This is a genomic window from Geomonas diazotrophica, from assembly GCF_018919385.1.
Classification (GTDB): Bacteria; Desulfobacterota; Desulfuromonadia; order Geobacterales; family Geobacteraceae; genus Geomonas; species Geomonas diazotrophica.
On sequence record NZ_JAHLMF010000002.1, the window covers coordinates 31,329 to 44,063 of the forward strand.

Here is a 12,735-nt window from a genome sequence, read left to right on the forward strand (position 1 = left end):
TCTCCAGGTTCCCTTGCGGCGTCTTCGGCGCGGCAGGTCATTGCGCCTGCTCGTGGATCAACGTGGAACAGAGAACGTAGAACCGGTTTTAATCCCCCAGGTACTTGCAGACCAGTTCCTGCAGCTTCACCGGGTCGAAGGGCTTCACCAGGTACTCGTTCGCGCCCAGGGCAAGCCCCTTCTCGAGATCCTTCTCGCCGCTCTCGGTGGATACGATGAACAGCGGGATGGACTGGTAGTTGGGGTTGTTGCGCACGTAGCTGATCAGCTCGAGCCCGTTGATGTCGGGCATGTTGATGTCGGTGATGATCAGGTCGACCTGCTCGCGCGGCAAAAGACGCAACGCCTCGAAGCCGCTGGCGGCCTCGACGATGGTGTATTTTTCCAGTTCGTCTATAGTGGAAACCAGCATGGAACGCATGGTGTTGGAATCTTCCGCTATCAGTATCCTCTTCACGTCACATTTCTCCCCGTCCCTGCTCCTGCAGCCTGCGCTGCAGCAGTGCTTTTTCCATAGCTATGCCGGCCTGGCACAGGAATATCTCAAGCGAATCGGTGTCGTCGATCGGCTTGTCCTCGGGCAGGTTGTCACCGTAAAGGACCGCGACCACCTTCCCTTCGCTCACTATCGGTCCCACGAAATACTCTGCGGGACGCCCGCCCCCCAACTGCTCCAGGAAGTAGTGGGTCCACACCGAGGCGTCGACCCCACCCTTCACCGGGAAACGGGTCTCGAGCACCTCTGAGAAGAGCGACGGCTCCCCCCTGGGGATGGTGAGGTTGCGGACCCGCGAGTCGGCGCGGCCGTCCCTGTCCTGCAGCCCGAACTGCCCCAGCCCCTGGACGCTGTCCTTCTTGACCAGGAGCACCACCGCGCGGTTCACGAACTCCGCGGCGAAGCGGAGCACCAAAAGGATGATCCCGCCGCCAAGCTGCGGGTTGTTCAGCTCCTCGAGCATGCCGCGCAACTGCGAGATGCCGGTACTCTGGTGCAGCTGCGGGGCGTAAAGGGCGGGCTCCTCGCCCATCTCAAGCCTCAGTTCGTCGCCTATGTTGACGCTGGTGAACCCCGCCTCCTCGCCGCTCGCCAGGCTCTCAAGCGCCGCCAGGAGCCTCGGTGCGAAGAGATCGAGCGATTCCTCGACCTCGCTTTTAAGCGGCTTCATCAATAGCGGAATGCCCAGGCCGCGCATCTTGCGCTGCGCCTCTTCGTTCTCGAAGTCGGAGAGCCCCAGAAGCGGCAGCTCCGGGAAGTTGTTGCGCACAAGCTCCATGAGCTCCAGCCCCCCCAGAATCCCGGTGCCGTCCATGCGCGGCATGATCAGGTCGACCAGCACCGTCGGGCGCACGCCGTCCCGGTACAGGGAATCCACGCGGATCAGCGCGTCCTCGCCGCGCTCCATGGCTTCCACCCGGTACCCCTGCTCCGCAAGGAGGGAGTTCAAAACCGCAAGGGTCGCAGGATCGTCGTCCACCAGCACCAGCGGCCTCCCCTCCCCCGCGCTTGCAGGCGCGGCGGCCGCGGCGGCCGGGACAGGAGATCCCTCTGGTTGCGCTTGGACATTTAAGGGGGGAGCATCGGGCGTTTGGGGGGGAGCGGCCGGAGCATCCGCGGACGGCTCCTGCAGGAGGTCGAAAGCGAAGTCGACCGATTCGTCGTGGGGAGTCCCCTGTTCATCATCCCCTTCGCCGCGGTGGCGCTGTTCGTCGATGATGCGGGAGCCTTCCATGGCCAGGTACTGCGGGTTCAGTCCCTGTTTCAGCATGAACTGCACCGGGTCGAGCCTGGCGTTGTCGCCGTCACCCACCTCCTGCAGTTCGAACTCGAAGGTCCCTTCGGCCCAGGCGAACAGCGAGTAGACAACGTTCTCGATCTGCTCCCGCACCACGGACTCGATGGCATCGGCGCTCACCCCGAAGCGCTCCACCATGATCACGCCCAGAAGCTGGGTGTACCCCTCGTCGGCCTGTATGCTCAGCGCCCGCTTCAGGATCCCCAGGTCGATGACCCCCTGCTGGATCAGCACCTCGCCCAGGTTCTGCTGGAAGGTCGAGGATGTGGCGCGGATCACCTGCCCGCTGCGGAAGATCACCCGCGCCTCTCTCCCCCTGCTTTGCAGGGCGAGCACGCCGGACCTCCTGCTGAGGCTCACGATCTGCAGAATCTCGCCTAATCCGAGATCTTCCAAATTGCCAACTAGACTCATTGATGCCGCTCGCTGTTGGTAGGGGGTGGGTTAGAAATAGGCTTCATACTAAACCATCGTATCGGCCAAGTAAAGAATGATTTAGGTATCTTTCTTGTCTCTGCCGCGGAAAATAAGCTTCAAAGGTGTCCCGCTAAAGCCGAACGCCTCTCTAAAACGGTTCATGATGTACCGCTCATAGGAAAAATGAATTCCCTCGGGACGATTGGTGAAGACGACAAAGGAAGGGGGTTTCACACCCACCTGCGTCGCATAGTAGAATTTCACCCGCTTGCCGCCGTCCAGCGGGGCGTGGTTCTCGTCCACCGCCTGGTTGAAGATGCGGTTCAACTCGCCGGTGCTCACCCTCTTGCAGTACTGCTCCATCACCTGATCCACCTCGGCCACGATCTTGCCGGTGCGCTGCCCGCTCTGGGCCGAGACGAACAGGATCGGGGCGAAGGGAAGGTACTTGAAGTTGCGGCGGATTTCCTCGGTGAACTTCCCGATGGTGGAGTTGTCCTTTTGCACCGTGTCCCACTTGTTCACAACGAAGATGCAGCCGCGCCCCGCCTCGTAGGCGTAGCCCGCGATCTTGGTGTCCTGCTCGGTGACCCCGTCCTCGGCGCTCAAGACGATGAGCACCACGTCGGCGCGGTCGATGGAGCGCAAGGCATCGACGACGGAGTATTTCTCCACCTTCTGGACCGTCTTCCCTTTCCTGCGGATGCCCGCGGTGTCGATCAGAAGGTAGGGTTTCTTGTTCACCGTGAAACGGGTGTCGACCGCGTCGCGGGTGGTGCCGGCGGTGGGGTTGGCCACCACGCGTTCGTATCCCAGGAGGCGGTTCACCAGGGTGGATTTGCCCACGTTGGGGCGCCCCACCACGGCGATCTTGGTGATCTCCTCGTCCTCATCCTTCTCCCTGTTGTAGGGAAGCGCGGCCAGCACCTCGTCCATCAGGTCGCCCACGCCGCGGTTGTGCTCGGCGGAAATGGTGTGGATCTGGTCCACCCCCAGGGAGTAGAAGTCGCCTGCGTTGGCCTCCTGTTTCTCGCCGTCCACCTTGTTGATGATGTAGAAGACCGGCTTGTTGATGCGCCTGAGCATCTCCACCACGTCGCGGTCGGCGGGGGTGAGCCCGTCGCGCGCGTCCATCACGAAGAGGATGAGATCGGCCTCGTCCATGGCAAAACGTGACTGCTCGCGCATCTGCTGCAACAGCCGGTCCGAGGTCTCCGGCTCGAAGCCGCCGGTATCGACCAGGATGAAGGGGAAGTCGAAGCGGTTCACCTCGGCGTAGTTGCGGTCCCGGGTGACCCCGGGCATGTCGTCGACCATCGCCTTACGGCGCCCGACCAGCCTGTTGAAAAGGGTGGACTTCCCTACGTTGGGGCGTCCGACGATGGCAATAATAGGTTTCATGGTTTTCCAGCGGATAAATACCCCGCCCTAAATTATTAAAAAGGCGGAGTTTTCCGTTTTAATGTATTTGACAGCTAACCGATATGTGTAACATTTTGCCGAGCAATACGCAACATATACAATATAGGCGGGATTTCAGACGGGAAGCGCCGGAGGTTGCCGCCGAGGCGCGAACCAGCGGCGGCCGCTGCCGTCGCGTATGGAGGTGGCGCGGGAGGCCTGGCGGGGGTGCCTCGGCGTTCGGAGCACGCTCCTTCTCCCGCGCCGCCCGCCCCCCCCTTTTTCGTGTTACAAATCAGGACGTGAGAATTGACATCGACCTCGTAATCTGCTAGCTTGACGATCCGCCTGCAGCAGGCTCGCGGACCGCTCGCACCTCGGCGCCGCGCCCCTCCCAACCCCTTCCCCGCCGCACGCTGCCGGCAAAAAAAGCTTGATACGGAGCCTACATGCATAAGAAGCTGTACATCCCCGGACCGATCGAGGTGAGCCCCGAGATACTCCAGGCCATGGCAACGCCGATGATCGGCCACCGCATGCCGGAGTACGCGCGCCTGCACAAGGGCGTCACCGACAAGCTGAAGCAACTCATGTCCACCAAAGAGAAGGTGTTCCTCTCCACCTCGAGCGCCTTCGGCGCCATGGAGGGGGCGGTACGGAACCTGGTCGGCAAGCGCTGCGCCAACTTCTGCAACGGTGCCTTCTCCGACAAGTGGCACAACGTGACCCTCTCCTGCGGCAAGGAAGCCGACGCCTTCAAGGCGGAGTGGGGGCAGCCCATCACCCCCGAGATGGTGGACGCGGCACTTGCCACCGGCAAGTACGACGCCATCACGTTGATCCACAACGAGACCTCCACCGGCACCATGTCGCCTCTTGCCGAGATCGGAGAGGTGCTCAAGAAGTACCCTGACGTCGTGTCGATCATAGACACCGTCTCCTCGATGAGCGCGCTCAACATCCCCATCGACGAACTGGGGATCGACTGCTGCGTCTTCGGCGTGCAGAAGGCCTTCGCGCTGCCGCCGGGCCTCGCCGTCTTCACCGCCAGCGAGAAGGCGCTGGAGCGCGCCAAGACCGTCCCCGGCCGCGGCTACTACTTCGACTTCCTCGAGTTCCTGGCCGCCGACCAGAAGGACAACACCCCCTCCACCCCGTGCATCTCGCTCATCTACGCCATGGACCTCCAGCTGGAGCGCATCTTCGCGGAAGGGCTGGAAAAGCGCTGGCAGCGCCACCAGGAGATGGCCACCTTCATGCGCGGCTGGGCGGAGCAGCACGGCTTCGGCATCCTGCCGGCCGAGCCGTACCGTTCGGTCACCCTCACCTGCGCCACCAACGACCGGGGCGTGGACCTGGCCCTGGTGAAGAAACAGCTGGGCGAGCGCGGCATTGCGTTCGATGACGGTTACGGGAAGCTGAAAGGGAAGACCTTCCGCGTCGCGCACATGGGCGACATGAAGCTGGAAGATCTCAAACAGATCACAACCGAATTGGAGGGACTGCTGCAGGGTCTCTAAAACGCTAAGGGGGGGAGCAGTTCAGCTCCCCCCCTTTTTACATGCCCTACTCCGGTTCGAAGGCCTCCTTGCCGACCCCGCAGATGGGACAGACCCAGTCGTCGGGAAGGTCGGCGAAGGGGGTTCCTGGCGGCACCCCGTTTTCCGGGTCACCCAGGTAGGGGTCGTAGACGTATTGGCAGACGGTGCAGATGTAAGGCTCCATTGAATACCCCCTGTCTTTCATGGTGAGGCCGACGGCTTTGGGTCGGCGAAGAGTCGCTTTCGTCTAATGTTCTGCGGGACTGTATCGGCGGGAACAAGACACAGCGTCGAGTCCGGCAAAAGTCTAACAGACTGAGACTGCGTGTCAATCCGGCTCTCGTATACATTTGCACTTGCTTTTGAAGCCCTTTGTGTTATTTTGCAATAATTAAAATCAAGGCTCAGAGAGGAGAGCGGATAGTCGTTCGATGACATCAGTTGGTGCATGTCTCTCAAGAAACAAACGCCACGATCTCACAGAGCGAATCGTCAGTCAGGGCGAGGGCCTCACTTCCCAGCACCCCGCATTCGACGTCCAGCAACCTCAAGGCTCGGCACCATAAACCCGACTAACCGACGCTAACGAAACATCAACCGTAGGCCGGAACCGCCATCTGCGGCCCAGCGAGGGTCTCTCTCGGCCGTTTCCGGTCCACCCGCCATCACGGCAGAGAGGACAACTATGGAAACCTGTGAGATTAGCAGCACCGCGGAGGGTTTGGTCTCTTCTAAAAATGCGATGAAGCAATACCCAAAGGAGGGAATATCCATGAATTACGAAGTGAAGAACAAGCAGCTGCTGGCGTGGGTGAAGGAAGTTGCCGAGATGTGCCAGCCGGACCAGATCCACTGGTGCGACGGGACCGAGGCGGAGTACGATAGCCTCTGCGAACTGCTGGTCAAAGGCGGCACCTTCCGGAAACTGAACCCGGAGAAGCGCCCGAACAGCTACCTGGCCCTGTCCGACCCCGGCGACGTGGCGCGCGTCGAGGACCGCACCTTCATCTGCTCCCTCGCCAAGCAGGATGCCGGCCCGACCAACAACTGGGTGCACCCAAAAGAGATGAAGAAGACCCTGACCGGCCTCTTCACCGGCTGCATGAAGGGGCGCACCATGTACGTCATCCCCTTCTCCATGGGCCCCTTGGGCTCCAACATCGCCAAGATCGGCGTCGAGATCTCCGACTCCCCCTACGTCGCGGTCAACATGAAGATCATGACCCGCATGGGTAAAAAGGTCATCGACATCCTCGGTGAGAACGGCGAGTTCGTCCCCTGCCTGCACTCGGTCGGCGCACCGCTCGCCCCGGGCCAGAAAGACGTGGCCTGGCCGTGCAACAAGGAGAAGTACATCGTCCACTTCCCCGAGGAGCGCTCCATCTGGTCCTTCGGCTCCGGCTACGGCGGCAACGCGCTTTTGGGCAAGAAGTGCCTCGCGCTCAGGATCGCTTCCAAGATCGCCAAGGACGAGGGGTGGCTGGCCGAGCACATGCTGATCCTCGGCATCGAGACCCCGGAAGGTGAGAAGACCTACCTGGGCGCCGCTTTCCCGAGCGCCTGCGGCAAGACCAACCTCTCCATGCTGGTCCCGCCCGACCACTTCGCCAAGAGCGGCTACAAGATCTCCACCGTGGGCGACGACATCGCCTGGATCAAGCCCGGCCCCGACGGCCAGCTCTACGCCATCAACCCGGAAGCGGGCTTCTTCGGCGTGGCCCCGGGCACCTCGTTCAAGTCCAACCCGAACGCGATGCACTCCTGCGCCAAGAACACCATCTTCACCAACGTGGCGCTCACCCCGGACGGCGACGTCTGGTGGGAAGGGATGACCGACGAACTGCCGGCGAAGCTGACCGACTGGCAGGGCAACGAGTGGACCCCGGGCTGCGGCCGCAACGCCGCGCACCCGAACTCCCGCTTCACCTCCCCGGCCTCCCAGTGCCCCTCCATCGACCCGGCCTGGGAAGACCCGAAGGGCGTGCCCATGAAAGCGTTCGTGTTCGGCGGCCGCCGCAACAACGTGATCCCGCTGGTGTACCAGTCCTTCAACTGGAGCTACGGCGTCTACCTCGCCGCCACCATGGGGAGCGAGACCACCGCAGCAGCAGTAGGCGCCATCGGCAACGTCCGCCGCGACCCGTTCGCGATGCTGCCGTTCACCGGCTACCACGTGGCCGACTACTTCAACCACTGGCTGCAGGTCGGGCGCACCACTCCGAACCCGCCGCGCATCTTCTCGGTCAACTGGTTCCGTAAAGACGCCAACGGCAAGTTCCTCTGGCCGGGCTTCGGCGAGAACATGCGCGTTCTCAAGTGGATCGCCGACCGCGCTAACGGCCGCGGAGCCTCCGTGGAGAGCCCGCTTGGGTGGATGCCGCGCTACGAGGACCTGGACTGGACCGGCCTCAACGAGGTCTCCCGCGAGCAGTACCAGGAGCTCATGTCCATCGACCGCGACGTCTGGAAGGAAGAGATCCTCTCCCACGAGGAGCTGTTCGTGAAGATGTACGACCGCCTCCCGAAAGAGTTCCTCCACATCCGCGAGATGATCCTTTCCGGCCTGTGGCGTTCCCCGGAACACTGGGAGCAGTACAACCCGGCTTCCGCGGAAGGGTTCAACGACTAGTAACAGGCTGCACATTCAAATGAAACAGGCAGGGGCCCCGGTCTTAAGGACCGGGGCCCCTTTGCTTTGCCGCGCCGGTTGCAAAGACACCTCCCCCTGATATCTTTTAAGCTTGTCGCAGATCCAATGAGAAGGGGGAGGACGCAGTGAGATTAAATGACATCACCAGGGGCAATGGGCTGGAGCAGCATGGCATAACGAACGCGAACCTGATCTACTGGACCTCCCCGACCTCCGTCCTGTACGAGCAGGTGGTCCGCCGCGGCGAGGGGCTCATCTCTCACCTGGGCGCGCTCGCGGTGAAGACCGGGCACTACACCGGGCGGGCTGCGAACGACAAGTTCATCGTGGACGAACCGTCTTCGAGCCGCCACATCAACTGGGGCAAGGTGAACCGCCCCTTCCCCGCCGACAAGTTCGACGCGCTCTATCAGAAGATGTGCAACTACATGCAGGGACGCGACCTGTTCGTCCAGGATTGCTTCGCCGGGGCGAGCCCCGCCCACCGGATCCCGGTGCGCATCATAACCGAGCGGGCCTGGCATTCCCTGTTCGCCCGCAACATGTTCCTGCGCGCCACCCCGGAGGAGCTTCTCTCCCACAAGACCGAGTTCACCGTCATCGACCTCCCCGCCTTCCACGCCCAGCCCACCGTCGACGGCACCAACTCGGAGGCCTTCATCATCATCAACTTCGCGAGGAAAATGGTGATCATCGGCGGCACCAGCTACGCAGGCGAGATCAAGAAGTCGATCTTCACCGTGCTCAACTACCTCCTGCCGCAAAAGAACGTGATGTCCATGCACTGCTCGGCCAACACCGGCCCCGACGGCGAAGTGGCCATCTTCTTCGGCCTCTCCGGCACCGGGAAGACCACGCTCTCGGCGGCCCCCAACCGCCTGCTGATCGGCGACGACGAGCACGGCTGGGACGAAGAGGGGGTCTTCAACTTCGAGGGGGGGTGCTACGCCAAGGTGATCAACCTCTCCTCCGAGAGCGAGCCGGAGATCTACCAGTGCACCAGGAGGTTCGGCACCATCCTCGAGAACGTGGCCATCGACACCATCTCACGCCGGATCGACCTGGACGACGCCTCGTTCACCGAGAACACCCGGGCCTCCTACCCGATCACCCACATCCCCAACATCGTCCCCTCCGGCGTGGGAGGACACCCAAGCAACGTCATCATGCTCACCTGCGACGCATTCGGGGTGCTGCCGCCGATCGCGCGGCTCACCGCGCAGCAGGCCATGTACCACTTCCTCTCCGGATACACCGCCAAGGTGGCAGGGACCGAGGCGGGCGTCACCGAGCCGCAGGCCACCTTCTCCGCCTGCTTCGGCGCCCCCTTCATGGCGCTCAGGCCGTCGCTGTACGCCGACCTCCTCGGGAAGAAGATCGCCTCCAGCAAGGTGGACTGCTGGCTGGTGAACACCGGCTGGAGCGGCGGCGGCCCAGGCGTTGGGGGGAGGATGAAGATCGCCTACTCGCGCGCCCTCGTGAACGCGGCCCTGGACGGCACCCTGAGTGCCGGAAGCTTCGTCAAGGACCCGGTCTTCGGCCTGGACATCCCGACCACCTGCCCCGGGGTGCCTGCGGAGATCCTGAACCCGAGAAACGCCTGGAGCGACAAGGGGGGGTACGATGCCATGGCCCAAAAGCTCGTCGAGATGTTCCGTCACAACTTCGAACAGTTCAAGCAGAGCGCGTCGCCGGAGATCGCCTCCGTCCTGTAGTTGCACTGCGAAGCGGCGCTGCTATCATTAAATCAAAGCTCAGGAGGTTACCATGAAAAGGGTACATTCAGAGATATGCGACACGACGGAGAGGAAGGAGCAGCGCGTGCGGGTGAAGAACACCAAGACCGGGGAGATCGGTCTGAGCTACGGCTGCACCATCGAGGGGGACACCGTGCAGGTGGAACTTCCCGACGGCAGCCTGGACAGCTGGCCCGAAGACGACTGCGAGATGATTTCGTAACGCATTGTCACGGGGACAGCAGGCAGAAACGCGAAGCTTTCGCCGACTCCGGCTGCCTCCGTGGCAGCAAGCATAAGACAAAGAAGGCCGTCCGCTGCAGGGCGGCCTTTTTGTTAGCCAATAATGACGCGAAGGGAGGTATCCATGTCAAAAGCAATCTGCTTCCAAGCATACGGCGGGCCCGAGGTGTTGAAGTGGATGGAGGTCGAGGTACCTGAGCCGGGACCGGGGGAGGTGCGCATCCGGCACAAGGCGGTCGGGGTGAACTTCGTCGATGTGTACCAGCGCAGCGGGCTCTACAAGATGCCGCTGCCGGCGATTGCCGGCAACGAAGGAGCCGGGGTGGTCGAGGCAATCGGCGAGGGGGTGACGCTGTTTCAGCCCGGTGACCGCGTGGCCTACGCGGGCACTTCCGGCGGCGGCTATTGCGAGTCCCGCGTCATCAAGGAGGACCGACTGTGCCTGCTCCCCGATGCAGTCTCCTTCGAACAAGCGGCCGGGATGATGCTCAAGGGGCTGACCGTGCAGTACCTGGTCAGGAGAACCTACCGGGTGCAGGCCGGAGACACGGTCGTGTTCCATGCCGCTGCCGGCGGCGTCGGCACCATCGCCTGCCAATGGCTGCGGGCGCTCGGCGCTAAAGTCATAGGCACGGCCGGTTCGGAAGAAAAGTGCGAGCTGGCGCGGCGCCACGGCGCCGACTACTGCATCAACTACCGCACCGAGAACATCATGGAGAGGGTGAAGGAGATCACGGGAGGAGAAGGTGCCGCCGTGGTCTACGATTCGGTGGGGAAGGACACCTTCGAGACCTCCCTCAAATGCCTGCGCCCCCGCGGCCTGATGGTGAGCTTCGGCAACGCTTCCGGCCCCGTGCCGCCAGTGGATCTTCTGCTTCTCTCCCAGCTCGGCTCCCTGTACCTGACCCGCACCGGGCTCGCGACCTACATCGCCAAGCGCTCCGAACTCGAAGAGGCGGCAGCCGAACTGTTCGAGATGGTCACCTCCGGCAAGGTGAAGATAGAGATCAACCGGAGCTTCCCGCTAAAGGACGCCGCCCAGGCCCACCGTGAGTTGGAGGCGCGCCAGACCACAGGCTCCACCATCCTGATCCCGGGTTGACCGGATGTGCACGCCAGCTCAAAGACGTCATCAAAGGAATACAGAACATGCCCCTTAAAGAGAAACCGACCGCATTGGACAAAGCCATGGCAACCGTATGCGAACTCTGCCCGGTCTGCCTTCATGCCCGCTATCACCAAAAGGGTCTCGTTTACGATTTCGTGACCCGCATCGAGGAAGACGTCTGCCCCTTCTGCCGCGCATACGAGCGGGTGCACGGGCAAAAGGCGCACGAAAAGAGAAGATAGTCGCACTGGCAGCCGCTTGCACCGTCTCCTGAGGGCATCCCCGATGCTCGCAGGGGACGGTCCGATGTCGCCCCCTCCCCTACCTCAAGGAATATCCGCCTCAACAAGCATCTTCAACAACTCCAGCGACTCCTGCCAGCCGAGATAGCAGGCCTCCGCAGGAATGGCTGCAGGTACGGCTTCCTGCACGACGTTCAATTCCGTGCCGCACGACACCCGGCGCAGGGTTATCGTGGTCTGTATTTCTCCCGCGAGTTGGGGATCGTCGAACGCGTCTGTGTAGCGTATCCGTTCATGCGGCACCAATTCGAGGTAGGTGCCTCCGAAGGAATGGGTCTGGCCCGTCGAGAAATTGCTGAACGACATCTTGTACGTCCCCCCGACCCTTGCATCGAGATGATGCACCCTGGCAGTGAAGCCATTGGGCGGCAGCCACTTCACCAGGGCATCAGAATCGAGGAATGCACGATAGATCTTTTCAGGTGTCGCACGAAACACGCGGTGCAAAGTGATACTGTTCGCCATGACCACCTCCTTGACAATCTTTCAAATATAGTAGCGAAGGCAGGCAAAAAGGCAAAGTACCCGCCTCAGGCACAAATACCTGCCTCGTCACCTGCCAAACTGCGATCTCACTTTCACGGAAATGGATTTTTCCGACAGAATGCCCCCTTCCCCCTGCGAGATGATCATTCCCCTCTGGAAGTAGACATTTCAGCCCCCGAAGTAACATTTCTGCGCTTGAAATCGACACTTCGGGTCTTGAAGTGACCACTCCCCAATAATAAAATGCACTTCAAATTCCCAAATGACGTTTTGGGGGCATGAAGTGGACGTTTTACGGGGGAAGTCTACTATCAAGCGCCAAGATGTGCGGTTTCAACAGAGGAACGCCTTCAGAAGGGGTGCGACGTGAAGGGAGGTGTCGCCCCCCTCACGAAACGTGAAGGGAGCGATCAACATTAGACGGGATCCAGCACTATCCAGCTAGACCAAGGACCTACGATATCGCCACGCTTGCCCCTGACCCTGAGGAAGTTTGGCACCGACCGGTTTATCCCGCTTAGCAATATTTTTTTACAGGTAGTCGACCAAACCAGGAGTTTCCAATTTTGTTCGTTGCCAGGGTCGCCATTACAGGTCCACACTTCATATCCTTTTGCATTGCTGATCCTTGTCAACGCGACCCACGGGTTCCCATCCTTCCCGAAACTAAGGTGGAACCCCACGGCTTTTCCGACGGGCTTTCCCGTACCTGCCGGCTTCTTAGATTCAGTGAAACCAAGTTGGCCCAGAATGGTGGGATCTTTGCGGTGGGCCGCTTTGCCAAGCCCGAATAACAAGCCAATCGCTTGATCAAGTGCCTCCCTGTCCGCCTCGCACGCCTTGACCTTTTCAGGATCTCCTTTAAGTGATGCAGCGAAGCTTGTCTCGTATCTCTGGAAGAGTTCTGTGATCCCCGCCGGGGTGGGAAACAGGGAAACCAAGTATGCGTGCAACTCAGGAGTTAAGGCCTGCGCAATTGCCGCTGACCTACCAATCATGTCCACATGTGGTACGTTGCTAAATGGCATGGCACAACCTCCGCACAAGATTAGAAGCTT

At 61.3% G+C, this 12,735-nt stretch carries 12 protein-coding genes; 6 read left to right on the forward strand and 6 right to left on the reverse strand.

Features of this window, described 5'->3' with window-relative positions; all coding sequences use genetic code 11:
- Positions 1-88: 88 nt before the first annotated feature.
- The 3 genes from KOM00_RS02365 to der form a co-directional block, all read right to left on the reverse strand.
- Positions 89-457, reverse strand: a complete 369-nt coding sequence (locus tag KOM00_RS02365; protein ID WP_199389425.1) for a response regulator — start codon at positions 455-457, stop codon at positions 89-91.
- A 1-nt stretch (position 458) separates the two neighbouring features.
- Positions 459-2,207, reverse strand: coding sequence for a response regulator (locus tag KOM00_RS02370; RefSeq protein WP_216497233.1), 1,749 nt, complete (start codon positions 2,205-2,207; stop codon positions 459-461).
- Positions 2,208-2,288: 81 nt separating this feature from the next.
- Positions 2,289-3,611 carry a ribosome biogenesis GTPase Der gene (gene der / locus KOM00_RS02375; protein ID WP_216497234.1) on the reverse strand — a complete coding sequence of 441 codons (1,323 nt, stop codon included), beginning with the start codon at positions 3,609-3,611 and terminating at the stop codon, positions 2,289-2,291.
- A gap of 449 nt (positions 3,612-4,060) precedes the next feature.
- Here der and KOM00_RS02380 point away from each other — a divergent pair, with 449 nt between their 5' ends.
- Entirely contained in the window at positions 4,061-5,131 is a 1,071-nt protein-coding gene (locus tag KOM00_RS02380) for a pyridoxal-phosphate-dependent aminotransferase family protein (RefSeq protein ID WP_216497235.1), read from the forward strand.
- A 46-nt stretch (positions 5,132-5,177) separates the two neighbouring features.
- Here KOM00_RS02380 and rd read toward each other — a convergent pair whose 3' ends face one another.
- Positions 5,178-5,336: a rubredoxin gene (gene rd, locus KOM00_RS02385; protein ID WP_199394171.1), complete on the reverse strand. Its 159-nt coding sequence runs from the start codon at positions 5,334-5,336 to the stop codon at positions 5,178-5,180.
- Positions 5,337-5,894: 558 nt separating this feature from the next.
- Between rd and KOM00_RS02390 the strand changes: the two genes are divergently transcribed.
- From KOM00_RS02390 to KOM00_RS02410, 5 genes are all read left to right on the forward strand, one after another.
- Positions 5,895-7,781, forward strand: a complete 1,887-nt coding sequence (locus KOM00_RS02390) for a phosphoenolpyruvate carboxykinase (GTP) (protein ID WP_216497236.1) — start codon at positions 5,895-5,897, stop codon at positions 7,779-7,781.
- A gap of 146 nt (positions 7,782-7,927) precedes the next feature.
- Complete coding sequence (pckA, locus tag KOM00_RS02395; protein WP_216497237.1) at positions 7,928-9,517, forward strand: phosphoenolpyruvate carboxykinase (ATP); 1,590 nt, start codon at positions 7,928-7,930, stop codon at positions 9,515-9,517.
- A gap of 52 nt (positions 9,518-9,569) precedes the next feature.
- Positions 9,570-9,761: a hypothetical protein gene (locus KOM00_RS02400; RefSeq protein WP_216497238.1), complete on the forward strand. Its 192-nt coding sequence runs from the start codon at positions 9,570-9,572 to the stop codon at positions 9,759-9,761.
- Positions 9,762-9,905: 144 nt separating this feature from the next.
- Positions 9,906-10,883, forward strand: a complete 978-nt coding sequence (locus tag KOM00_RS02405) for a quinone oxidoreductase family protein (protein WP_216497239.1) — start codon at positions 9,906-9,908, stop codon at positions 10,881-10,883.
- An 86-nt stretch (positions 10,884-10,969) separates the two neighbouring features.
- A complete protein-coding gene (locus KOM00_RS02410; protein WP_236026709.1) occupies positions 10,970-11,131 on the forward strand; it encodes a hypothetical protein in 162 nt (53 codons plus the stop codon).
- 84 nt (positions 11,132-11,215) lie between these two features.
- On the opposite strand, the gene KOM00_RS02415 is transcribed toward KOM00_RS02410, so the two are convergent.
- Positions 11,216-11,656, reverse strand: coding sequence for an SRPBCC family protein (locus KOM00_RS02415; RefSeq protein ID WP_216497241.1), 441 nt, complete (start codon positions 11,654-11,656; stop codon positions 11,216-11,218).
- Between the two features lie 437 nt (positions 11,657-12,093).
- Positions 12,094-12,705, reverse strand: coding sequence for a hypothetical protein (locus KOM00_RS02420; RefSeq protein ID WP_216497242.1), 612 nt, complete (start codon positions 12,703-12,705; stop codon positions 12,094-12,096).
- Between the last annotated feature and the right edge of the window lie 30 nt (positions 12,706-12,735).

What these genes read in the sequence shown, in the direction of transcription:
- KOM00_RS02405 (WP_216497239.1), top strand. Translation starts at nt 9,906, where the DNA reads ATGTCAAAAGCAATCTGCTTCCAAGCATACGGCGGGCCCGAGGTGTTG.
- KOM00_RS02410 (WP_236026709.1), top strand. Translation starts at nt 10,970, where the DNA reads ATGGCAACCGTATGCGAACTCTGCCCGGTCTGCCTTCATGCCCGCTAT.
- KOM00_RS02370 (WP_216497233.1), bottom strand. Translation starts at nt 2,207, where the DNA reads ATGAGTCTAGTTGGCAATTTGGAAGATCTCGGATTAGGCGAGATTCTG.
- KOM00_RS02420 (WP_216497242.1), bottom strand. Translation starts at nt 12,705, where the DNA reads ATGCCATTTAGCAACGTACCACATGTGGACATGATTGGTAGGTCAGCG.
- KOM00_RS02400 (WP_216497238.1), top strand. Translation starts at nt 9,570, where the DNA reads ATGAAAAGGGTACATTCAGAGATATGCGACACGACGGAGAGGAAGGAG.
- KOM00_RS02380 (WP_216497235.1), top strand. Translation starts at nt 4,061, where the DNA reads ATGCATAAGAAGCTGTACATCCCCGGACCGATCGAGGTGAGCCCCGAG.
- der (WP_216497234.1), bottom strand. Translation starts at nt 3,611, where the DNA reads ATGAAACCTATTATTGCCATCGTCGGACGCCCCAACGTAGGGAAGTCC.
- KOM00_RS02415 (WP_216497241.1), bottom strand. Translation starts at nt 11,656, where the DNA reads ATGGCGAACAGTATCACTTTGCACCGCGTGTTTCGTGCGACACCTGAA.
- rd (WP_199394171.1), bottom strand. Translation starts at nt 5,336, where the DNA reads ATGGAGCCTTACATCTGCACCGTCTGCCAATACGTCTACGACCCCTAC.
- KOM00_RS02390 (WP_216497236.1), top strand. Translation starts at nt 5,895, where the DNA reads ATGAAGCAATACCCAAAGGAGGGAATATCCATGAATTACGAAGTGAAG.